The sequence below is a fragment of the Vibrio sp. SCSIO 43140 genome (genome assembly GCF_023716585.1).
GTDB lineage: Bacteria > Pseudomonadota > Gammaproteobacteria > Enterobacterales > Vibrionaceae > Vibrio > Vibrio maritimus_B.
Window position 1 is genome coordinate 3,587,451 of record NZ_CP071850.1, and the last position, 22,504, is coordinate 3,609,954.

Genomic DNA, 22,504 nt, shown 5'->3' on the forward strand with positions numbered 1-22,504 from the left:
GAATTCAATATCGCCTTATGACTATTTATGCACCATAAATGAATTTGAATGAAGTGTTTTTTGACAAGGAGGCAAAGAAAGTTCTCATGCAAGGTTTTCACTCGCCATACATCAGTAAATGCGAATAATTTTGCAATCCCATAAGTTAAACTTATGAGAGATAAGAAAACAAAAAAAAGTGATCTGGATCGACTATTTCTGCAACAAGAAGTTACGCAAAAGCTCGTGCCCTTGCTCAGTCTTGATGGATTCTGGGTGGAATTGCACTGCGTGGATGTTGAGGCTCTTATGACGATACCCCATGATTTCGTCGAACTCACCACTCTCAAGCTCGGTCCAAGCGGTCACCTCAAAGCAATCAGGTAGACTGTCACGATCAACAATAAGCGAGTGATAACGCGTCACAGTGAGAGGGTTGTTGAGTCCTGAGAATACACTCTGATCCGTGTGTCGAATCGGTGATGTCTTACCGTGCATGACTTGTCTTGCTCGTACCACCTCGCCACCAAACACCTGTGCAATCGCCTGATGACCTAAGCAGACGCCAAGCAGTGGTAATTTGCCAGCAAAGTGTTTGATCACCTCGAGCGAAATCCCTGCTTCATTGGGTGTACAAGGGCCAGGGGAAATGACCAAGTGGGAAGGGTTTAGAACCTCAATGCCTGCAATATCAATCTCATCATTGCGTACCACTTTCACCTCAGCGCCCAGTTCAGAGAAGTACTGAAACAGGTTAAAGGTAAAGGAGTCGTAGTTATCGATGATGAGTAGCATAGCGCTCGCGGTCACATTGAGTTTGCAAAAAATAAGGCGGTATTTTGCAACATGGTGGCAGAAAGGCAAGAAAAAATAAGAAGAAAACCGCGGCGAGACCTAAGGTCCCACCGCGTATGCGTTAGATTTGATCAGAATGTATTAGCGACTTAGCTGTCGACGACGCCATCCCATAAGACCAAGTACAGACAGAGCAAAAAAACCAACGGAGCCGCCATTTATATTGAGATCAATGACAGCAGGATCATGATCTGACGAGCGGTAATGATCTTGATACTTAGGCAGATCACCTTTGTACTCATCGTTATAATCAAACAAGGTCGATTCCGCCGCATTGATGTGCCATTCGGTCGCATCAACCACGCGCTTTGATAAGCTCGGGCTAATGAGGATATGGTCTAGCGCACCTACTTCATCATTGTAAGAATAGCTCCAACCGTCAGGGTGCATCTCACCCAGCACGTTAATAAAGCCATAGTTGTGGTCGATAACAGCGCCCTTATCTCCAAACTGCTCATCTTCACCAATGAAGGTATTGCGAGCAGCGCGAATGACTTTGCCATATTGCTCAGCCGTATAGTCTGTCAGTACCAGCATTGGGTCTTCTTTGCCGTAGGCATTGAAATCACCTAACACCACCTTATGCCCCTTAATTTGAGCAAGCGCATCACCCAATGCCACTGCTGCCGCTACGCGAAATGCCTCACATGAGCCTTGCTGATCGACATCTTGACCACCTTGCCCACCCTCAGACTCGGGAGCCGCATCTTCCCAACATTTGGAGCCTTTTGACTTAAAGTGATTCACTGCCACGGTCAGCTTCTCTTTGCCCCCCTTCACCTTGAAGGTTGGTGCTAGGGTATTACGCTGATAGTTCTTACCATCTTCGATCACTTTGCCATCATCATCCAGCACCTCTGGGGCGATCTGGCGCGGCATTTCTATCACGTTGACCTGCTTGAGTTTTACCTTGCTTGGGCGATAGATAACACCTGTCGTAATCGCATCGGTACCCACAGCATCTAACGCATCAATCACACCATCTTGGTTACTATCGACAGACACAAACTCATAGCGCTGTTTGCGATTATCCACTCGCGCATTTAGCTCGTTCACCAACTGAGCGATGGCACCGTTATCACCAAAACCATTGTTCTCAATTTCCATCAACCCAATGATGTCGGCATCTAAACGCAGCAGAGCTTGTAAGATTTTCTCTTGTTGTACCTCAAACTCGCCTAGGTTACTTGCCCCGCGATTACTTCCGAAACGGTTCTCATCACCACCAAATGGTGAAGTGAAATAGTTGAGTACATTAAAGGTCGCAACGCGCAGATCTTTTTTATTCCAAGGTTGCTCCGCTAGGTTAGGCTGTTCGGTACGCGGCGTATTACGAACAAAATTATCCTTAGAGATGGTACTGGTCACGTACAAGCGATAGTCGCCATAGCTGTAGCCAATCACACCCTCGATGCCAAATAGGGTATCGTTGATACGAATGTAATCTTCGGTGCTGCCATCTTGGTCGACATCGCTGCGACCAAACTCAGGGTAGTAAGGCACCACGCCATTGGCGGCTGGCGTCGGTGACTCGACGAATAGACGGCGAAGTGAGTTATCTTCACTCTGCGCCTTAGCCTCATCCGATCCGGCCGCGTATTTTTGGTTCGGATGCAGATTCACCCTCTCGTGAGCCAGCACCATGTTATTGCGACGAGCAGAATAGTCATAACCAAAGGTGCGGCTGACGCGCATATCTAGGGCTTGTGGCAGATTCACCAACATTCCCTCGTAGCGCTCAAGGGTTTGTTCAAAGTTCTCATCGGATGCCAACACCTCGACCTGTGTCGCTACAGGCGCTGTCTGCTCGCCCTGTTTTACCCAATCTTGCTCATTAAGTTTTAGCTGTGTTTGACCGTAAAACTCTTGGATTTGCCCGCGAACACACACCACATCTCCAGCCGCAAGGTTTGGATTAGACTGGGTGTAAACATACAAACCATTTGATGTCAGCGGGTTATGATCATCTTCTAGAGCCTGCAAATAGAAGCCTTGGTTAATGCCCGTGCTGACTGCGGATACCACGCCTTGAACAAAGAACTGCTCATCCGTGATATAAGGGTAGCCATTGATGTATGGCGAGCGACTCCCCTCTCCTTGAATCGCCTGAATCGCGGTAAATACCGGGTCATTACCATTATCGAGACACTGGAAGGCTTGCGGAGGCTCAAGAGCTTCGAGCTCCCCCAGTCCGGTAAGGTCATCTTTTGCTAACGTTACCCATTGCTGCGCAATGTAGACACTCGATGGCTGATAGGCATTTTGGTAGCGAACTAGGGTTTTATCTTTGCCGAAGGTCTCACCCATCGCACCAACCATATCCAGAACCTGCCCATTGCTATCCAACAATGCAATAGGGTCATCACCATTAAAGTTCAGCGCTTGATGAGTTGTTGCAACCGACGTTAGCGCCAGCACTGCCTCATCAGCCTTGGAGTTTGCAAACACCAATACCGAATGCGCTGGAATGGTGTAACTCGACAGGTCGAGCGAATCCCAAGAACCATTGCCATTAGGTGACTTTGCCAGTTGATAGTCAGTCAAAGTGACATCACTGTCACCTGAGTTCGCTATCTCAACGGCTTTGTTATAGCCACCACCTTCAACATACTGAGAAATAAAAATTTCGGCGTGCGCCCCAGCCGCTAATGCGGATGAGATAGTCAACGCCAACCACTGCTTTTTGTTTGTGCGTGTCATCATTCACCTCGAATTGAATGGCAATCTGTCCGTTGCCATGATTGCACTTTGTTGTATATAAGCTTGCTATTTTCGAGACGAGTGTTGTCATTTTTATTGCAAATGAATAATGGACATTCAGTTAACTGAGATATCGATCAAATTTAAAGTACCAAGTTTGCCACCTGTGCCAAACTATCAACAGGATAAGTGAATACGCACAAAAAAAGCCCCTTGGCGAACCAAGGGGCTTTAAATTCAATGATTTAATTATCAATAATTAAGTGCGTTACACCTATGGGCGAGCGACAAAACCCACCGCTTTGTACGCTTTCGCTAGCATCTCTGCCGCGCGAGCAGATGCCTTCTCTGCACCTTGGCGCATCACTTCATCCATGTAAGCACGATCGTCACGAATACGACGGTACTCAGATTGGATTGGCTCAAGCATAGCGACGAGTGCTTCACCGACATCTTTCTTAAATGGACCGTACATTTCAACGCCAGCGTATTGCGCTTCAATCTCTTCAAACGTTTTACCGGTTGCTGCAGAGTACAGACCCATTAGGTTAGAGATACCCGCTTTGTTGTCCCAATCGTGGGCAATGCGTGGCGGCGTCTCTGTATCTGTTTGCGCCTTGTTGATCTTCTTAAGAATCGACTTTGGCTCTTCTAGCAGCGTGATCACGTTTTTACGGTTATCGTCCGACTTAGACATCTTCTTAGTCGCATCTTGTAGGCTCATTACACGCGCATTCACAGTCGGAATGTACGGCTCTGGCACTTCAAAGATTGGCGATTCAGGGCTGTAGATGTTGTTAAAGCGAGTCGCGATGTCACGAGCTAGCTCTAGGTGTTGCTTCTGGTCACTACCGACCGGCACTTGATGCGCACCGTACAGCAGGATATCCGCAGCCATCAGCACTGGGTAGTCATATAGACCGACGTTAACATCGTTCGCATAACGCTGAGATTTGTCTTTAAACTGAGTCATACGATTCAGTTCACCCATTTGGGTGTAGCAGTTAAGAAGCCAACCAAGTTGAGCATGCTCTGGTACGTGTGACTGAACAAATAGCGTGCTCTTCTTTGGATCAACACCAACCGCAAGACAGATTGCTAGTGCGTCTAGAGTTGCTTCATGCAGCGCTTTCGGATCTTGGCGAACCGTGATGGCATGAAGGTCAACAACGCAGTACTGGCAGTCATAGTCGTCTTGCATTTGTTGCCATTGACGTAGAGCACCCAAGTAGTTACCGATACTTAGTTCACCTGACGGCTGAACACCACTTAATACAATGGGTTTGCTCATGATTATGATTCCTTCGACTTCTTGACGAGATAATTTAGGAGAATGAAAAACCGCGTTATTTTAACGCGGTTTTAGCAGTGTACTCATTGGCGAGTATTTTGCCAGTGTTTTATAACGAGGATACCCAAAGACACTGGCTTCGCGGCATTTTGAGGAAGTTAAGCGTCGATACCGACCGCTTTTAGCACGTCCGACACAATGTCAGCGACAAAATCAGGCTTGGCATTAGCAATTGGCTCACCATGGTTGTAACCATAGGTCAAACCAAACGCGTGACAACCCGCATTGCGCGCCGCAAGGATGTCATTCTTTGAATCGCCAACCATCAGTACTTGGTCGGCAGAGACTTGTTCTTGCTCCATTAACCAATGCAGAGCAATGGGGTCAGGTTTGCGCTTTTCAAACGCGTCGCCACCCAACACATGCTTAAAGTATTTATCCAGCTTGTGCTGCTCTAGTAGTTCTGGAACAAACTTCGATGGCTTATTCGTCAGTAGAGCGACAGTGATACCGTTTGCAACCAAGGTATCCAGCGTTTGATGCACTGCTGGGTAAAGGTGGCTAAGTTTGTGACCACTCGCTTTATAAAAATCATCGAACAGAACACGCGCTTTCGCGAGTAGCTCTGGAGACAAGCTCGAGTCAACCTCGATGCTTTGGCTCAGCGAGCGACCAATCAAGATGTCAGCGCCATTGCCAACATAGTCACGAACTTGCTCTTCTGTTACCGCAGGGTAACCAAGCTCTTGAACCGCTTGGTCAGCCGCTAGGGCAAGGTCAGGCACGCTGTCGAGAAGCGTACCATCGAGATCGAATACAACGAGTTTAATTGTGCTCATCATGACTGCCCGTTACTTGCTTTCTACTTTCGCAAGTTCAGCACGCATCTCATCAATCACCTCTTTATAATCAGGACGATTGAAGATAGCGCTACCCGCAACAAACATGTCTGCGCCCGCTTCAGCGATTTCGCGGATATTATCCACCTTAACGCCGCCATCAATCTCTAGACGAATGTTACGACCCGATGCATCGATACGCTTACGAACTTCACGCAGCTTATCTAGCGTTGATGGGATGAACGACTGACCGCCAAAGCCTGGGTTTACTGACATCAGTAGAATTAGGTCGACCTTGTCCATGATGTAATCTAGGCAAGAAAGCGGCGTTGCTGGGTTGAGTACCACGCCCGCCTGACAGCCGTGCTCTTTGATGAGCTGAAGCGTACGGTCAACGTGCTCAGACGCTTCGACGTGGAAAGTGATCATGCTTGCGCCAGCTTTAGCAAAGTCAGGCACTATGCTGTCTACAGGTTTCACCATTAGGTGAACATCAATAGGAGCCGTGATGCCGTAGTCGCGCAGCGCTTTACAGATTGGCGCACCGAACGTTAGGTTAGGCACATAGTGATTATCCATCACATCGAAGTGAACGACGTCAGCACCCGCAGCGAGTACTTTTTCGACATCCTCACCCAGACGAGCAAAGTCTGCAGAGAGAATGGATGGAGCAATAAGAAAATCTTTCATACCTAACCTCAGTGAAATGGATTGCAAGCGTGCGCAATTCTACCGAAGCGGTTGATTAAATCCTAGCCCCTAACGAGGAGTTATTGATCTCGTGGCTCAAATAATGCCAATAATTCATCGACTTTATTGCGCCCGGCACCATTACGACTAATGGTACGTTTCACTTTGACCACATTGAGTTGAGCACCATGATACAAGCGTCGCGTTAATGTCGTATCATGATTGGAGATCAGCACTGGAATGCCACGGTCAAATGCCGCGTGCTCCGCCACATCCGCCAGCGCAGCTTGGTCATCTAAGGTAAAACCATTACCTGCATAAGAGGTAAAATTAGCTGTATTAGAGAGCGGTGCGTACGGTGGATCGCAATAAATCACGCTGCCTTTGCGGGCGCGTTTAAAGGTCTCATGGTAACCCTCGCACACAAAGGTTGCTTTCTTCGCCTTCTCCGCAAAAAACTCCATCTCATTTTCAGGGAAATATGGCTTTTTGTAAGAACCAAACGGTACGTTAAAGCCACCCTTTTTGTTGTAACGGCACAAGCCGTTAAACCCAAAGCGGTTCATGTACAGGAATGCCACCGAGCGAAACATAACATCGTCGGTTTGATTAAACTGAGCGCGAATATCGAGATAGACTTCTTTACGATTATGCTCTGGAGTGAACAGACGTTTTGCCTCGGCAATGTATTGCTCTGGCTGCGTCTTAAGCAGGTTGTAAAGATTGATAAGATCGGGGTTAATATCGGCGAGCAGGTATTGCTCATAATCCGTATTCAGAAAAACAGAGCCTGCACCAACGAAGGGTTCTACCAACTTTCTAGCGTCTGGCAGATGCTTTTCAATGTCTTCAACCAAGCCATATTTTCCACCAGCCCACTTAAGAAAGGCACGTTGCTTCTTCATTACTTGCTCTATTTACTGCCACCCCAAAAATTAAGGCTGGGGAATATATCATAATTCAAATTGTTATGTTGACCTTTCTGGTAGAAAGGTCAACAGCGCTGGGTGTAAATGTTGACTGAGTCGCCGTTAACTCGCTCACAGGCGACTAAGTCGAAAGCTTATTCAGCCCAGCGTTCGATTTCTCGTTTCACTTGGCTCATCGCTTTTGGCCAAGGACCCAGAGACTTGATCTCACTAGGCAGATTATCTGCCGCATCTCGAGCCGATTGAATGCTTGGGAAGTTATCGTAGGTAACGATATACCACTTTTCCTCACCGCGCAGCGTCGGGTAGACACGAATTGGCTTATCGAAGGTGTGCTGGTTTAGGAACAGCTGCACGTCTTCCATCTCGGTCATTGCCGCGATTTGCAGCGTGTAACTATTCGATGGCAGTGCATTGAGCTGGTCTCTCGCAAAAGAGAAGGTAATGGGTGTTTGCAATGCTTCGCTCTCTTCTATCTCGACCACAGTCTCTTCTGGTGGCGTTTGTGGTGAGCGAGTCGCTTGCTGAGCGCTAGTGCTGGCACTATCCACCGCTTGCTGTATTTCCGTGGCTTTCTCGGCAGCAATATCCGTTTTATCCTCAAGCAGGGCATCTACGACATCGGAGGTAATGACAACACGCTCACCCGATTCCGCTTCGCCTACACTCGCGGTTTCTGACGTTACTGTCGGAGGCAGTGCCAATGAGTCATCCGTTGCTGTTAGATCATCAGGCATCTCTCGATTGGCCTTTTCTGCTTGCTCGAGCGTCGCCGCATCTTGTGGCTGATCTAAGGTCGGAATGACCGTTTGCTCACTCGATGCTGACTCTAGCGGCTCAACACTTGGTTTTGGTGACTGCAGGAGCCAACGGTAGCCTAAAAACAGCAGTAACAGAATCACTGCAATTGTGGCTGCAATCTTAGCCGGCGAACCGACTAAAGAACGAATAATCACTTTCTTTTCCACCTTGTGCTCTCCTAGCGCCAAAATCTCTCCGGGAAGTGGTCTGGTATTAGTAAACGCGCTTTTGGTTCTTTTTTCAACGCTTTCATCAAGATAGCGAAGCACTAAACTTTCAAAAAACTGCTCTGCTTCCGCGTCCGACAGCTCATCCACATCCAGCTCAACGGGCTTCGCTTCCATACCATGGCTTAGCCGGGAAAGCTTGCTCGACACGGAGTCACTAGCGGTAAACAGTACAATACTAATATTTTGCTTCGGGGTGTGCTGGGCCGCGGTGAACAACAACCACAGTTCAGCCAGCAGTGCTTGCGAGGCGTGATGGGCATTGTCTACCACAATCACGATGTTACAGGACTCGCCCTCTAAAATACGCTCGACACTGTCGTTGAGAGAATCTGTTGTGCTGTACATCGATTGAGGAAACAACTGCCTTAAGATGTTGCCGCGATTCACCTCATCTTCTTGATTCGCAAGACAGGTGACCAGCGACTGGTTTTTGTCGTGCGACCACGCTTCCAAGAAGCGATGTGCCAACCACGTTTTACCGGCTCCGGCTTCTCCTTTGACGACAACAAAATTCGATGCAAACTGAGTTAACAGCTGCATTCGCTCAAGTAATTGTGTCTGCGAGTCGAGTTCAAGCACTCGCAATTCGTAGGACAAACTCATTCGTTCCCTATTTACACCCATCCAAACTAAAAAAGGCCCCACAATGGAGCCTCTTCTCATATAAGCGTCATCAGCCTAACTAAGGCTTGATGAGACGACATTACTGTCGACACAAATCGATTGCTTGCTTGATCAAGTCACTTGGTACGTCAGAGACGACCTGAGCGGTACCGATAGACGTTGGCAACACCAAACGAAGCTTGCCCGAAAGCACCTTCTTATCGCGCATCATATGCTTCATAAAATCATCGAAGCTCATTGATTCTGGTGTGTGCACCGGCAACTTGGCACGCTCAAGCAGGCTAATGATACGAGTCACCTGCTCTGGTGTAATGTCACCAAGCAGTTGTGCAGTATGCGCCGCCATTGCCGTACCCGAAGAGACCGCTTCTCCATGTAACCATTTACCATACCCTAGTTCTGCTTCAATCGCATGACCAAATGTATGACCTAGATTCAATAACGCACGAATACCCGACTCTTTCTCGTCTTGCGCGACCACCTCAGCTTTGATCTGACAGCAACGTGCAATCGCGTAGGTCAGTGCTTGCTGATCGAGTTCATACAGCTTATCGAGATTCTCTTCAAGCCACTCAAAGAAAGACGGATCGTAGATAATGCCGTACTTGATAACCTCTGCAATGCCAGCAGCGAACTCTCGCTCTGGAAGGGTTTTCAAACACTCGATATCGATAATGACAGATTGAGGCTGATAAAAGGCGCCAATCATGTTCTTACCCAGCTCATGGTTAACTGCAGTCTTGCCGCCAACAGACGAGTCGACTTGAGACAACAGAGTCGTTGGGATCTGAATAAAATCAACACCGCGCTGATAACAAGCGGCAGAGAAGCCGACTAGGTCACCAATCACGCCGCCACCAAGAGCAACGACCACCACGTCACGACCATAGTTGCCGGAAAGCAAATGGGTCATCACGGTGTTGAAGGTGTCTAACGATTTGTATTGCTCACCATCCGGCAATTCTAGCAGCGAGGTCTTACACCCTTTGCTATCAAGCTGTTCAAGAATGGTTTGAGCATATAGAGGGGAAACTGTGGTGTTGGTAATCACCACCACCGATTTTCCGTCTGGAATTTGGGCAAATTGAGCCGAGTCTTTGAATAACCCGGCACCAATTGAAATTGGGTAGCTGCGCTCACCAAGATCGACCGTAATCCGTTCCATGGTTTGCTCTCCTAATAAAAAAGGTTTGATTAACCTTCTTCTAGCATTTTTACGATTTGGTTGGCTACCACTTTTGCACTTTGATCGTCAGTACGAACAACATAGTCCGCTACTTCTTTGTATAGATCATTGCGCTCGTCCGCTAGGTTCTCTAGTACTTCGCGTGGGTTATCCGTTTGAAGTAGTGGACGTTTTTTGTCGCGGTTTGTGCGAGCTAGTTGTTTTTCGATAGTAGTTTCTAGATAAACAACGATACCGCGAGCAGACAGACGGTTACGGTTGTCTTTGCTCTTTACAGAACCACCACCAGTAGCAAGTACAATACCTTGCTGCTCGGTTAGATCATTAATAACGGTTTCTTCGCGCTTACGGAAACCTTCCTCGCCTTCAACGTCAAACACCCATGCGATGTCTGCGCCTGTGCGCTCTTCAATTACGGTATCAGAATCAACAAACTCCATATGAAGTTGTTGAGCTAGGTGTCTACCGATTGTACTTTTGCCGGCACCCATAGGGCCAACAAGAAAAATATTACGTTTCTCAGCCATGTTCAGCATTAATTTACAACGTTAATTCAATGACATCGCCACAAGAAAAGACCGATAAGGAGCCTCGGAAAAAAGGGCTTGTGGCACCGATTCCTCACAGATAAGTCGTGATAAGACCCGAAATTATCAAGGTAAGGTGACTTGAATGCAACTTTATTTTTAGTCATTTTCAATTACTGGCTAAATTACAATGAGTTACCAAGCTCAGCCACGATGGGTGTAGGGGTAATGATCTGTGGCGTGACAAAGATTAATAACTCATTCTTGCCGATATTTTCGTAGGTTCGTCTAAATAATGCACCTAAACCCGGAATATCACCGAGAAGCGGCACTTTATCTATCTTATTTGAAAAGGAATGTTGATAAATTCCTCCCAAAACCACCGTTTCGCCATTGTTGACTAATACTTGGGTGCCAATTCGTTGAGTATCGATTGCGACCGTTTCTCCTTCGAGGGTTTTCAGCACTTCACCAACACGGTCTTGGGTAACGTCCAAATCTAAAATGAGTCGATTGTCCGGCGTAATTTGTGGGGTGACGGTAAGCGAGAGCACCGCCTTTTTAAACTCTACCGCAGTTGCGCCACTTGAAGTGGATTTGAGGTATGGGATCTCAGTCCCTTGCTCAATGTAGGCGGATTTCTTGTTCGTGGTGATAAGCCTTGGGCTTGAAATGATCTCTGCTTTTGACTCGTTTTGTAGCGCCGAGAGTTCTAAGTCGAGTAAGGTGTTTGAACCTAGACTCGCCACTTGAAAGGCGATACTCGATGCATTGTCGGAAATGGCTGGCAAGTTTACGTTCAGAATATCATCGATTTCAAGGCTCCCGTCACCAATGCCTGCGGCGGCCAGGTTACTCTCAATCGAGCCACCAATTGTCGTATTGCCATTGGTCGAACTGACACCCCAACGAATACCAAGCTCTTCAATATTACCTTCTTTGATCGTCACAACACGCGCTTCTATCTGTACCTGCTTAACCGGTACATCGAGCTCTGCAATGATCGATTTAATCACGTTAATGTTGCTCGGCAACTCACGTAACAGGAGGGAGTTGGTCCGCTCATCAATCGCGACAGAGCCTCTTTCAGAGAGCATACTCACCGCCCCTTCGCCACCAATCATGGCGGCGACATCCGACGCATTCGCGTAGTGAATCTTGACGATCTGCGACTCGAGCTGCCCTATTTGCTCAGTCAGTCGGTTCTTTTCAAGCGCTTGCTTCTCCTGCCTGTCTAACTCAGCCTTGGGAGCGACCAACACTACGTCCCCTTTCACTCGCTTATCAAGCCCCTTCACTCGTAAGATAATGTCCAGAACGTCTGTCCACGGCACGCTATCTAATCGCAATGTGAGATTGCCTTGCACCGTATCGGATACGACTAGATTGAAATCGTTGTAATCGGCAAGAAGCTGAAGCACGTTGCGCACAGGCATATCTTGAAAATTAATCGAGGTTAGTTGCCCTTTGTTGATGGTTTCGAGCGCTTTCTCATCGGCTTTTTCTTGAGTGAGTGGAATAACGGTCACTCGAAGTTGATTCCCTCTTACCATCGTTTGATAGTCGACAGCTTGGGTTGAGGAAACTTGAAGGCGAGCGTGTGGCGCTTCATCGAATACCTCTATCGTGTTCACCAATGTGGCAAAATCGGTTACATCATAAATCGACATCTGCTCAGCGCCCACCGAGGTTTGTTGGAGCATGATATCGAGACCATACTCAGCCCCGGCGACATCCACCGCAATAGCGTTATCAGATAACTCAATAACAATGACGCCCTGACGCTTGTCATCCACCTCAAAGGATACGCGCTTTAGATTGTTGGCATTTGCCATACTGGAGACTAAGCCAAACAAAACTAACGCCAGAGCAATGACTAGATATCGAGCCCCAAAATTAACGTGATACTGCACTGCCTTCTCCACTACTTCATCGCCAACTTAATCTGACGCTGATACCAACAACCTAACCCATCGGATAAGGTTTCGCCGATGATCAGCCCGCTATCGGTGATCTTTGCAATCTTGCCATTGTTCTCGCCTAGATACTGCCCGACCTCAACTTGAACCACTCGACGATTAGGCAACATCACCAGACCACTCATCTTTCCACCTTTGCTCATCACACCTTTTACTTGCAATTCATCGAGTCGAAACCGCTCCAAACCTTGCTTAGTTCTTGATCTAGGTTGCCAGCAACTTTTATTTCGGTCTGGCGTTTGAAGAAGCGCCGTTTTGGGTAAATCAAATGGCGAGCGAGAGTGAAAACTCTTGAATTCAACGAGTTCAGCGGGTTTTAGTAAGCGCTCTGCGACGTGCTGTTGCTCGGTTTTCGCTTCCGTCATGACAATAAAACTCTCCAATGAGTCTTGATGGGCATTGCAGCCACCGAGTAGCGTCGTAATAAGCCATAATGTCCACCTAGGGTTTCTCATTCCAAGCGCTCCTGAACGTATTGATAAGTCGACGCATTAACACGAAAGTGCAACGTACTGCTCTCAAGGCTCACTCGCTGCCACTCGGCGTTCTCAATCAATACTATTCTTGGAAGCTCGGCAATGGCTTGTGTGTATCGACCGATATCGTCATAACTCCCAGTCAGTTCGATATCGATAGGTAACTTGAGTAAAAATTGCTGAGGTTTTCGCTTACCCCAGTTGATGCGTGTGAAGGTCAAATGGTTATTCAAGCCTTGCTCATTCATCGCAGCTAGCACGCTTGCTAGCTCTTGCTGAGCAGGTAGCTGCTTCATTAATCGCTCGTAGTGAATGGTTAAATCCTCAATCTGCTTAGCTGCAATCGGTAACATTGCTGCTTTGCGTGCGACCACCTCTAATTCTTGCTTTAGCTGGCTCTCTTGTTGCTTGTAATAATTCAAATCTTCATAGCTAGGCTTGACCAAAAACCACGTACTCAACATTGTGGATACCAGCAAGATGAACGCGGCCAACAGCAGCTGTGGACCTAATGACCAATCGATAATATCGTCTAAATCGAAATCCAATGACATTAGTGCTCACCATCTAGTCGTTGTTGCTCTTTCGATACCCGCTCTTTCGAAACCCGTTCTTTCAATACCGATAGCAAAAGTGCCTCACTATCGAGGTGAAAAGAGAGCTGAAAGGATTGGAACTTGTTTCCAAATCGTTCTCGGTTGTGAACAATAGAGTGTATCTCCACACTATTGATCACCTTTGATTGCTCAAACCGGTCAAGCATTTGCGCAAGTACAGCCGTACTCTCACCGATCTCGCTGAGCGCTCACCTCTCCTTCCGTCTTAACCATGGCGAAGTAAGCACTAACATAGCCAACGAATGTTGCTGTGATGAACATCAGCATGAGTCTCTGGCGGCGTTGGTTGCGCTGCTCTTCTCGCCACGGCAGTAGGTTGATCAGCGCCATGTTAATGACTCGCTAACCAGTCAAGGCCGTTAATCGCAACGCCAAATGCTGCCGAAAAACTCGCAGGCAACCGCTCACTGCGTTTACTCTTGTGGCAACTCAAGGTCGAATAATCAGCAACCTTTACCTCGCACGATAAGTGTTTAGCGACAACACTAGCTAACCCCTCTTCCATCGCATGCCCACCCATGAGCAGAACGCCTGATATCGAATCTATGCCTGCAACAGACCGATAAAGTTGAAGCTGAGAGACGACTCGGCTTGCTACTGACTCAAACATCACTTCAGAATTGGATTTAAAACGCGCGGATGGGTTAGATAGCAAGGTATCTTGTGTATCTATCGACCAAGACTTAGCAAGGTCAGGCGATACGCCTGTGGGAGGAAGCAAAGTAACATGTTGATGACCAAGCTCTAAGACGGCAAAATTCGATAGGGATGACGCTTGAGTGACCAGCCAACTCTGAGCGCCACGTAACGCGCCATTCGTGGTATCCATCAACTTGGGTTTAAACCCCAACTTAGCAATGGTTTGACTCCAGTTGGATACCATTGATTGCTTAGTCACATGAACTCGATAGGCGTCACTGCTCGCACCCTGCTCTGGCGCATGTTGGACAAAATCTAGAGCGATATCATCAACAGGAAACGGCGTTTGATGATTCATCGCCTGTTCGATTGCAAAAACCTGCTCTTGCCCTTCAAGCCCTGCCTCTAAGTTCACCACCTTACTGATCACGGCACTTTCAGGCACGACTATCGCTGCGTTACTGCGCATTAACGGGGCAATCTTTCGGAGAATTTTAAGTTTCTTAACACTATCCTGATGTTTAAGGGTGTGAGGATCGGAGAAAATAGCACCACATCCGTTGAGCTCCAGATGGTTTACTAGGGTGAGGCTCACCCCATCGCGAACCAAGACAACAGCCTTGGCGCTGTGGTGACCTATATCAATCCCCGTAATCCATTTTCTTGCCATGAAAAATAACCTCAACAAATACATAAACAACGCGAAAAGGTTGAGATTGACGCTCAAATAAGCGTTAATTAACCCTATAGGTATATTTTTGTCCTAGCCTACAAGTAATTACCTACTCGTAACCTTAATTAATCAGGGAAATCTCGGTGAAGTTCATAAAGAGACTGTTGGTTTTTGCATTGATTTGCATACTCTTTGGAGTCGGAACAATTTTTGGGTTTTACTACTACGTAAAACCAGAATTGCCTGACGTCGCGACCTTAAAAGATGTCCAACTCCAGACACCAATGCAGGTGTTTAGCCAAGATGGGAAGCTGATCGCACAATTTGGCGAAAAGCGCAGAATCCCAATATCTTACGACGAGATCCCACAAGATCTAATCGACGCCCTCATTGCGACGGAAGACAGCCGCTACTACGACCACTTTGGTTTCGACCCTATCGGTATTACCCGTGCTGCGGTCGCCGTTATCGCGTCAGGTAGTGCCTCACAGGGTGCGAGTACCATCACGCAGCAGCTAGCTCGTAACTTCTTCTTATCTAATGAGAAGAAGATCATGCGTAAAGTGAAAGAGATCTTTATCGCCGTTCACATTGAGCAGTTGCTTACAAAGCAAGAGATCATGGAGCTGTACGTTAACAAGATCTTCTTGGGCTACCGCTCATACGGTTTTGGCGCAGCAGCACAGGCGTATTTCGGTCGTAACCTTGATCAGCTCACGCTAAGTGAGATTGCGGTACTTGCAGGTCTTCCTAAAGCACCATCAACCATGAACCCTATCTACTCTGTGGAGCGTGCTACTCAGCGCCGTAACGTGGTGCTATCACGTATGCTGTCTGAAAAATACATCACGCAGGCTGAGTTTGATGAGGCGCGTGCTGAGCCAATTATTTCTCAATACCATGGCGCAGAGATCGAGCTAAGCGCTCCTTATGTCGCAGAGATTGCGCGCGCTTGGATGGTGAGTCGTTATGGTGAAGAAGCCTACGAATCAGGCATGCGCATCACCACCACCATTGACTCGAAGCTGCAAAAAGCGGGTCACGTAGCTGCGATTAAAAACCTTCTAGACTACGACGAGCGACACGGTTACCGCGGCGCTGAAAAAGTACTGTGGAAGGCGGGTCAAACAGCCATGACCAACGAAGAGATTGCTAAGCACCTGAGACGTGAGCCTACCTATGGCGAGCTTCGCCCAGCGGTTGTGACTGGCGTTGCAGACCAATCCGCGACGGTTTATGTGAAGAGCTATGGTGAGCAGACCATCAGCTGGGAGAACATGAACTGGGCGCGTAAGTTCCGAACCGATGATCGCCAAGGTGCAGCACCGAAAGCACCGAGCGACGTGGTTGCGGTTGGTGAACAGGTTTGGGTGCGTGCCGCTGATCTTGATATCACGCCAGATGTGTCTCCAGAAGAAAAAGAGGCGCAGACTGAAGACGATCAAGTTGCCGAGCCGATCGCCATCACGTGGCGTTTAAGCCAAGTACCAAATGCAAACACGGCCTTCGTTGCCATTAATCCCGAGAACGGTGCGGTGCTATCGCTCGTGGGCGGTTTTAACTTCGTGCACAGTAAGTTTAACCGTGCAACGCAATCTGTTAGACAGGTAGGTTCTAGTATCAAGCCGTTTATCTATGCAGCTGCACTAGATAAAGGCATGACGCTGGCGAGCTTGGTTAACGATGCTCCAATCAACAAGTGGGATAAGAGTGCTGGCACCGCTTGGCGCCCTAAAAACTCGCCACCGACGTACACAGGCCCAACGCGTCTTCGCATCGGTCTGGCACAGTCTAAGAACGTCATGGCGGTTCGTGTGCTGCGTGAAGTCGGTCTGGATGAGACTCGTGATTATCTGACTCGATTCGGTTTTGATAAGTCTAAGCTTCCTCGCTCTGAGACCATTGCACTGGGTGCTGGTAGCTTGACGCCGGTTCAAATGGCACAAGGTTTCTCTGTGTTTGCTAACGGTGGCTACTATGTAGAGCCGTTCTACATCAGCAAGGTAGAAGACCCATTTGGTAAGGTTGAATTTGAAGCCAATCCAAAAGTCGTTTGTCATCAAAACTGTCCGGATATGCAGGCTCCTGAGTTCGCTACAGAGACTACCGATGAAGCAGCACCAAGCATTGAAGAAGCCACTAATGCGTCTGAAATCGAACCACTGGATATGGCTCAGTTTAACGAAGAAGACCTGACTGAAACCAACGAACCGCGCTATGCACCGAAGGTTATCTCAGAACAAACGGCGTTCCTGACGCGTGAAATGCTCTACAGCAACGTTTGGGGCGGCGGCAACTGGCGTGAAGGCACTGGTTGGAATGGTACTGGCTGGCGTGCTCAAAAACTTAAGCGTCGTGATGTGGGCGGTAAAACGGGTACCACAAACGACTCGAAAGACGCTTGGTACAACGGCTATGGTCCGGGTATCGTTGCGACCGCGTGGGTTGGTTTTGATGACCATCAGAGAAAGCTTGGACGTACAACGGCGAACCCTAACTTAGGTAAAGATCAGATCACTGGTGCCGAAGCTGGGGCGAAAACCGCTCAGCCTGCATGGGTAGACTTTATGGGTATGGCGCTCGAGGGTCATGAAGTGGTCGCAAGACAAGTGCCGAATGACATCACTCGCGTGCGTATCGACCGTGATTCTGGCCTTCTCACTAACAAGACCGATGGTTCGACCATGTTTGAATACTTCAAGATTGGCACCGAGCCAAAAGAGTACGTACAGGAGAGTCTCACGGATACCTTGTACTCAAATGATGAGTCTGGCGGTGAGAGTCTGTTCTAGATTGGACTTAACAAGTAAAAAAGGGGCGCTAAGCCCCTTTTTTAACATCTAAATTTCAGCGCTACTCGCCAAGATAACTGCTAATCGACTCTGCCAACTTCTCAAAACGTGCACGCAGCGGTGAGCCAGGTCTGTAAGCCAACACAATACTACGAGACGGCGTCGGATTCACAGCAGTCACATAGCACACACCATCTTTTTCTTTCTCTTTCGGAAGAGACAGTTCAGGCAGCAAAGTGATGCCTGCTCCAGCGGCCACCATGTTACGCAACGTCTCTAGGCTGGTTGCTTTAAATCGCTCGTCATCTCTCGCGCCAGCAGCAAAACAGAAACCTAGCGCTTGGTCTCTTAGGCAATGTCCATCACCCAGTGACAGCACGGTTTGCCCTTTCAATTCATCCATTTCTACATGGTCGCGCTTCGCCCAAGCATGGTCGCATGGCACGGCAATGCTCATTGGCTCGTTAAAGACTTCAATCTCTTTAAACGGTGCGGTCTCTGGCACAGAGGCGAGAACTAGGCAATCAAGCTTACCCTCTTCAAGCTGTCTGACCAATTGATGCGTTTGAGCCTCATGCAGGAATAGCTCAAGATCAGGAAACGACTCTTTAAGCTGAGGTACAATGCGCGGCAAAAGGTAAGGTCCCACCGTCGGAATAAACCCGATATGCATAGGGCCCATCATCTCGCCACTTTGACCCGCAGCCATCTCGCGAAACGTTTTGACTTCTTTAAGCACACGCTTTGCTTGCTCAACCAATTGCAAGCCTGCATCGGTAAACAACACGCGACGACTGCTACGCTCCAACAAAGAGGTACCTATCTCATCTTCCAGTTTACGGATCTGACCACTCAGTGTTGGCTGACTCACAAAGCATGCCTCTGCGGCTTTACGGAAGTGCTTGTGCTCAGCCAGTGCCACTAGGTATTCAAAATCACGAATGTTCATCGCTTACTCCGATAGAAATTGACTATCGATACCATAACAATAAACGATTAGAACTATCAAACCATTTTTTTGATAATGGTCCCAACGAAACAAAGCGATAGACGCTACTCTCTGTTAGCAACGCTAGACTCACAAGAATTTAATTATCCAGAAGGACATAAGTATGTTTGCATCTAAAGAAGGCCAAGCAGTACCTCAAGTGACATTCCCAACTCGTCAGGGTGATGCGTGGGTCAACGTGACAACAGATGAGCTGTTTAAAGACAAGACCGTGATTGTGTTCAGCCTACCAGGTGCTTTCACGCCGACATGTTCATCAAGCCACTTGCCGCGCTACAACGAGCTATTTCCTGTGTTCAAGGACCACGGTGTCGATGAAATCCTATGTGTATCAGTCAACGACACCTTCGTTATGAATGCGTGGAAATCAGATCAAGAGGCAGAAAACATCACCTTCATTCCTGATGGTAACGGCGACTTCACCGATGGCATGGGTATGCTGGTTGAGAAAAACGACCTTGGCTTTGGCAAACGTTCGTGGCGCTACAGCATGCTGGTGAAAAACGGCGTGGTAGAGAAGATGTTTATCGAGCCAAACGAGCCAGGCGACCCGTTCAAGGTATCAGATGCAGATACGATGCTGAACTACATCGCGCCAAGCTATAAGACTCAAGAGTCAATCACTATATTCTCTAAGCCAGGTTGCCCATTCTGCATGAAAGCGAAGCAAAACCTGATTGACCACAACCTTCAGTATGAAGAAATCGTACTGGGTAAAGACGCGACTACTGTGACTCTACGAGCAGTAAGCGGCCGTACGACCGTACCTCAGGTATTTATCGGTGGTAAGCACATTGGTGGCAGCGAAGAGCTAGAAGCTTACCTAGGTTAATCTTCCTACCCATAAAAAAATGCGAGCCAAATGGGCTCGCATTTTTTGTTTTTCTGCAAACTTATGGCTAGCTCGCAATCTCAGCAGCAATCACAGAGATCTCCACCAGCAGTGCTTCACGAGCCATATCTCCAGTCACACAAGCGCGTGCTGGCGCATGGCCTGCGGGTACCCATGCGTCCCATACCGCGTTCATTGCTTGGAAATCTTGCATGTCTTTAAGATAGATGGTCGCAGACAGCATGTGCTCTTTGTCGCTGCCCGCTTCAAGTAGCAGAGCCTCGACCTTATCGAGCATGGTTTGCGTCTGTTCAGTAATGTCTTTAGTAGCATCTGCACACACCTGACCACAAAGGTAGATAGTGCCATTGTGCTTAACGATGCGGCTCATGCGCTCTTTAGTATGAAGGCGTTCAATCATAATGTTATTGCTCTTTTTTAGGCTATCCGAACGATAGGGCTGAAACAGGGAGGCCTATTCTATCGGATACCAAGCGCAAGCAACACGCGAACATTGTGACATGCTTGGCGAACCGCAGTTTTTCTCTGCTACTGGTAAAAGCAAATGTTTAGATTGTTCGAAAATGAGAGGTTTAGATTGAAAGGGAGAGAGCTTTGAAAAGCACTAAAAAGAAAAAAGCCCCGTAGTCAACCTTGACTCGGGGCCTTCTTAGATTCTTCTAAGAAAAAGCAGTGGTACTTTAATAGACCGTGCCTTTTCTTGTTTGTTCCCAGAAAAATGATCTTTTTTTAAAATTTTTCCGATCTTTTCTTTACTTGCCTATTTTTCAATAAGTTAAGCAACGTTCATCTTGGCAATAATTTGCTCTACCAAGTTCACTTCCAACGCTACCTCATCACAAGCGTGCTGTCGTGGACATTGGTCACAGTCCTTCAGAACTTTCTCAGGCAGCAGCGTCTTCGATGTTGGGATGAAGTCGTGCTTCATAAAGAACTCTGGCGTACGAGTCAGAACGAACACTTTCTTAATCGCCATCTTACGTGCTTTCTCTACCAAGTGCTGAACAATCGCTGTGCCCTGCCCTTGACCTTGCCAGCCCGCTTCAACACCTAGAGAGCGGATCTCAGCCAGTCCTGAGTCATACACATAGAGCGACGCACAACCGGTAACCTCACCATGATGTTCTGCGACGGCGAACGAGCCAATATCACGCACCAGTTCATTGCGGCTACGAGGTAGGTTTTCACCCAGGTTCGCCCAGTAAGCGACCATGCTCTCTAGCGCATCGATATCCGTCAGGCGAGCAGAGCGCACTTTCACCGCCGAGTTATCACGTGCAGTGAGACGTTTCTCTGCTTGGTCTACCGCGTAAGCAACTTGCTGCGGCGCTACACCACCAAGGGCATTACGCTTTTCTAGGCAGCTCTCAATGGTCAGGATGTCATAAACATCGTTCTCAATCACTGGCGAGAATTCTTTCAGCTCTTCAATGGAGAGCTCTTCGAGTGCGCAGCCTTTGGCAATCGCACTGACTACCGCAACACCTACGATATGGTGCGCTTCACGGAATGGAATACCTTTAGCAACTAGGTAATCTGCAAGCTCGGTAGAGTTTGCATAACCTTGCTTCGCCGCTTCGAGCGTACGCTCGCCGTTTACCTTGATACCATCGAAACACAGCGCGGCCATTTCCATGCAGTCGCTCCAAGTGTCGAGTGCATCAAATAGCCCTTCTTTGTCTTCTTGCATATCTTTGTTGTACGCAAGTGGCAGAGCTTTTACTGTCATCATCATGCCAGCTAGCGAGCCGTAAACACGACCGGTTTTACCACGGATAAGCTCTAGAGCATCTGGGTTCTTTTTCTGAGGCATCAGAGAAGAGCCAGACGTCACGGTATCCGCAAGTTCAATAAAGTTAGACTCACCTGAGTTGTAGAAGATCATATCTTCAGCCAGACGCGATAGGTGCAGCATGGAGATAGAGGCGATAGACATCAGCTCCATCACATGGTCACGATCGGATACCGAGTCCAAGCTGTTACGAGTTGCTCTTCTGAAACCTAGGTTATGAGCAAGCTGCTCACGATCCATTGGGTAAGCCGTACCCGCTAGTGCACCTGAACCCAGTGGGCAGGTATCTAAACGCTTAATGGCGTCATCCAAACGAGAGTAATCACGCTCAAACATCTCAACGTACGCTAAGCACCAGTGAGCAAACGTCACAGGCTGAGCACGCTGCAGGTGGGTATAACCCGGAAGAACAGTATCTTGATGTGCTCTTGCAACCTCAACCATTTGCGATTGCAGTCTGTCGAGACCCAGCAAAAGTTGCTGACCTTGCTGACGACACCAAAGTTTCAGGTCAGTCGCCACTTGGTCGTTACGAGAACGGCCAGTGTGCAGCTTCTTACCTAGGTCGCCCACTTTGCCAATCAGTTGTTGCTCAACCCAGCTGTGGATATCTTCCGCATCCGAACTTAGGATCTGCTTTGGATTTTCCATCACTTCGAGTTTAAGCTCGTTCAGTGCTAGCTCTAGCTTCTGCTGTTCATCTTCAGTCAGAACGCCGACCGAAACCAACGCCTTTGACCAAGCAATTGAGCCAACAATGTCTTGCTCAGCAAGTCGGTAATCAAAGCGCAATGAATCATTAAAGTCTTTGAATCTCGTATCTGCTGCTTGGGTAAATCTTCCGCCCCATAATGCCATCGTGTCTCTCCTAACTGCTCAGTCTGCGTCGCTGCTTCTGTGGTTACTTATTGTAAGAATAAACCGCTATTCTCGCTGAGTGAATTGAATGCAACTCAGTGTCTTTGTTGATAGGGTTCAAGGTACGACAAACCGAATTAAAAATAAAGTAAAGATTCACATTTT

The 22,504-nt window shown here is 48.0% G+C and carries 19 protein-coding genes; 2 read left to right on the forward strand and 17 right to left on the reverse strand.

Annotated features, from left to right (window positions below):
* Positions 1-192: 192 nt before the first annotated feature.
* From J4N45_RS17115 to pilM, 14 genes are all read right to left on the reverse strand, one after another.
* A complete protein-coding gene (locus J4N45_RS17115; protein WP_252014711.1) occupies positions 193-774 on the reverse strand; it encodes an aminodeoxychorismate/anthranilate synthase component II in 582 nt (193 codons plus the stop codon).
* 141 nt (positions 775-915) lie between these two features.
* Positions 916-3,534, reverse strand: a complete 2,619-nt coding sequence (locus tag J4N45_RS17120) for an ExeM/NucH family extracellular endonuclease (RefSeq protein ID WP_503055438.1) — start codon at positions 3,532-3,534, stop codon at positions 916-918.
* Between the two features lie 274 nt (positions 3,535-3,808).
* Positions 3,809-4,825, reverse strand: coding sequence for a tryptophan--tRNA ligase (trpS, locus tag J4N45_RS17125; protein WP_252012665.1), 1,017 nt, complete (start codon positions 4,823-4,825; stop codon positions 3,809-3,811).
* Positions 4,826-4,983: 158 nt separating this feature from the next.
* On the reverse strand, positions 4,984-5,664 hold the full coding sequence (locus tag J4N45_RS17130) for a phosphoglycolate phosphatase (protein ID WP_128648105.1): 681 nt from the start codon (positions 5,662-5,664) through the stop codon (positions 4,984-4,986).
* A 12-nt stretch (positions 5,665-5,676) separates the two neighbouring features.
* A complete protein-coding gene (rpe, locus tag J4N45_RS17135) occupies positions 5,677-6,354 on the reverse strand; it encodes a ribulose-phosphate 3-epimerase (protein ID WP_252012666.1) in 678 nt (225 codons plus the stop codon).
* Between the two features lie 80 nt (positions 6,355-6,434).
* A complete protein-coding gene (locus J4N45_RS17140; protein WP_234495071.1) occupies positions 6,435-7,259 on the reverse strand; it encodes a Dam family site-specific DNA-(adenine-N6)-methyltransferase in 825 nt (274 codons plus the stop codon).
* Positions 7,260-7,417: 158 nt separating this feature from the next.
* A complete protein-coding gene (locus tag J4N45_RS17145) occupies positions 7,418-8,917 on the reverse strand; it encodes an SPOR domain-containing protein (protein WP_252012668.1) in 1,500 nt (499 codons plus the stop codon).
* Between the two features lie 100 nt (positions 8,918-9,017).
* Positions 9,018-10,103 carry a 3-dehydroquinate synthase gene (aroB, locus tag J4N45_RS17150; protein WP_042477191.1) on the reverse strand — a complete coding sequence of 362 codons (1,086 nt, stop codon included), beginning with the start codon at positions 10,101-10,103 and terminating at the stop codon, positions 9,018-9,020.
* A 29-nt stretch (positions 10,104-10,132) separates the two neighbouring features.
* Complete coding sequence (gene aroK / locus J4N45_RS17155) at positions 10,133-10,651, reverse strand: shikimate kinase AroK (RefSeq protein ID WP_042477283.1); 519 nt, start codon at positions 10,649-10,651, stop codon at positions 10,133-10,135.
* 185 nt (positions 10,652-10,836) lie between these two features.
* On the reverse strand, positions 10,837-12,486 hold the full coding sequence (locus tag J4N45_RS17160; protein ID WP_252014712.1) for a type IV pilus secretin PilQ: 1,650 nt from the start codon (positions 12,484-12,486) through the stop codon (positions 10,837-10,839).
* An 89-nt stretch (positions 12,487-12,575) separates the two neighbouring features.
* Positions 12,576-13,085, reverse strand: a complete 510-nt coding sequence (locus J4N45_RS17165) for a pilus assembly protein PilP (RefSeq protein WP_252012669.1) — start codon at positions 13,083-13,085, stop codon at positions 12,576-12,578.
* Entirely contained in the window at positions 13,082-13,660 is a 579-nt protein-coding gene (locus tag J4N45_RS17170; protein WP_252012670.1) for a type IV pilus inner membrane component PilO, read from the reverse strand. The genes J4N45_RS17165 and J4N45_RS17170 overlap by 4 nt, the downstream gene beginning before the upstream one ends.
* 231 nt (positions 13,661-13,891) lie before the next feature.
* Positions 13,892-14,053, reverse strand: a complete 162-nt coding sequence (locus tag J4N45_RS17175; protein ID WP_252012671.1) for a PilN family protein — start codon at positions 14,051-14,053, stop codon at positions 13,892-13,894.
* 1 nt (position 14,054) lies between these two features.
* The gene (pilM, locus tag J4N45_RS17180) at positions 14,055-15,032 is read right to left on the reverse strand and encodes a pilus assembly protein PilM (RefSeq protein ID WP_252012672.1); all 978 of its coding nucleotides are present in this window, start codon (positions 15,030-15,032) and stop codon (positions 14,055-14,057) included.
* Positions 15,033-15,178: 146 nt separating this feature from the next.
* On the opposite strand from pilM, the gene J4N45_RS17185 reads away from it, so the two are divergent.
* Positions 15,179-17,827 (forward strand): penicillin-binding protein 1A, encoded by a 2,649-nt coding sequence (locus J4N45_RS17185; protein WP_252012674.1) that lies wholly within the window; start codon positions 15,179-15,181, stop codon positions 17,825-17,827.
* Positions 17,828-17,888: 61 nt separating this feature from the next.
* Here J4N45_RS17185 and oxyR read toward each other — a convergent pair whose 3' ends face one another.
* Positions 17,889-18,776 carry a DNA-binding transcriptional regulator OxyR gene (gene oxyR, locus J4N45_RS17190; protein WP_252012676.1) on the reverse strand — a complete coding sequence of 296 codons (888 nt, stop codon included), beginning with the start codon at positions 18,774-18,776 and terminating at the stop codon, positions 17,889-17,891.
* 163 nt (positions 18,777-18,939) lie between these two features.
* On the opposite strand from oxyR, the gene J4N45_RS17195 reads away from it, so the two are divergent.
* The gene (locus J4N45_RS17195; RefSeq protein ID WP_252012677.1) at positions 18,940-19,668 is read left to right on the forward strand and encodes a glutathione peroxidase; all 729 of its coding nucleotides are present in this window, start codon (positions 18,940-18,942) and stop codon (positions 19,666-19,668) included.
* A 67-nt stretch (positions 19,669-19,735) separates the two neighbouring features.
* Here the strand turns inward: J4N45_RS17195 and J4N45_RS17200 are convergent, their stop codons facing one another.
* Together J4N45_RS17200 and argH are read right to left on the reverse strand one after the other, a co-directional pair.
* Positions 19,736-20,089, reverse strand: coding sequence for a RidA family protein (locus tag J4N45_RS17200; RefSeq protein WP_042477174.1), 354 nt, complete (start codon positions 20,087-20,089; stop codon positions 19,736-19,738).
* Between the two features lie 375 nt (positions 20,090-20,464).
* Complete coding sequence (gene argH, locus J4N45_RS17205) at positions 20,465-22,339, reverse strand: argininosuccinate lyase (RefSeq protein WP_252012678.1); 1,875 nt, start codon at positions 22,337-22,339, stop codon at positions 20,465-20,467.
* Positions 22,340-22,504 lie beyond the last annotated feature (165 nt).

Bases quoted from the DNA above. Each gene is read 5' to 3' on its own strand.
- rpe (WP_252012666.1), bottom strand. From the start codon at position 6,354: ATGAAAGATTTTCTTATTGCTCCATCCATTCTCTCTGCAGACTTTGCT.
- aroB (WP_042477191.1), bottom strand. From the start codon at position 10,103: ATGGAACGGATTACGGTCGATCTTGGTGAGCGCAGCTACCCAATTTCA.
- J4N45_RS17200 (WP_042477174.1), bottom strand. From the start codon at position 20,089: ATGATTGAACGCCTTCATACTAAAGAGCGCATGAGCCGCATCGTTAAG.
- trpS (WP_252012665.1), bottom strand. From the start codon at position 4,825: ATGAGCAAACCCATTGTATTAAGTGGTGTTCAGCCGTCAGGTGAACTA.
- argH (WP_252012678.1), bottom strand. From the start codon at position 22,339: ATGGCATTATGGGGCGGAAGATTTACCCAAGCAGCAGATACGAGATTC.
- J4N45_RS17140 (WP_234495071.1), bottom strand. From the start codon at position 7,259: ATGAAGAAGCAACGTGCCTTTCTTAAGTGGGCTGGTGGAAAATATGGC.
- J4N45_RS17130 (WP_128648105.1), bottom strand. From the start codon at position 5,664: ATGAGCACAATTAAACTCGTTGTATTCGATCTCGATGGTACGCTTCTC.
- J4N45_RS17160 (WP_252014712.1), bottom strand. From the start codon at position 12,486: ATGGCAAATGCCAACAATCTAAAGCGCGTATCCTTTGAGGTGGATGAC.
- aroK (WP_042477283.1), bottom strand. From the start codon at position 10,651: ATGGCTGAGAAACGTAATATTTTTCTTGTTGGCCCTATGGGTGCCGGC.
- J4N45_RS17175 (WP_252012671.1), bottom strand. From the start codon at position 14,053: ATGGCGCTGATCAACCTACTGCCGTGGCGAGAAGAGCAGCGCAACCAA.
- J4N45_RS17170 (WP_252012670.1), bottom strand. From the start codon at position 13,660: ATGTCATTGGATTTCGATTTAGACGATATTATCGATTGGTCATTAGGT.
- J4N45_RS17115 (WP_252014711.1), bottom strand. From the start codon at position 774: ATGCTACTCATCATCGATAACTACGACTCCTTTACCTTTAACCTGTTT.
- J4N45_RS17195 (WP_252012677.1), top strand. From the start codon at position 18,940: ATGTTTGCATCTAAAGAAGGCCAAGCAGTACCTCAAGTGACATTCCCA.
- J4N45_RS17120 (WP_503055438.1), bottom strand. From the start codon at position 3,534: ATGACACGCACAAACAAAAAGCAGTGGTTGGCGTTGACTATCTCATCC.
- J4N45_RS17165 (WP_252012669.1), bottom strand. From the start codon at position 13,085: ATGAGAAACCCTAGGTGGACATTATGGCTTATTACGACGCTACTCGGT.
- pilM (WP_252012672.1), bottom strand. From the start codon at position 15,032: ATGGCAAGAAAATGGATTACGGGGATTGATATAGGTCACCACAGCGCC.
- J4N45_RS17145 (WP_252012668.1), bottom strand. From the start codon at position 8,917: ATGAGTTTGTCCTACGAATTGCGAGTGCTTGAACTCGACTCGCAGACA.
- oxyR (WP_252012676.1), bottom strand. From the start codon at position 18,776: ATGAACATTCGTGATTTTGAATACCTAGTGGCACTGGCTGAGCACAAG.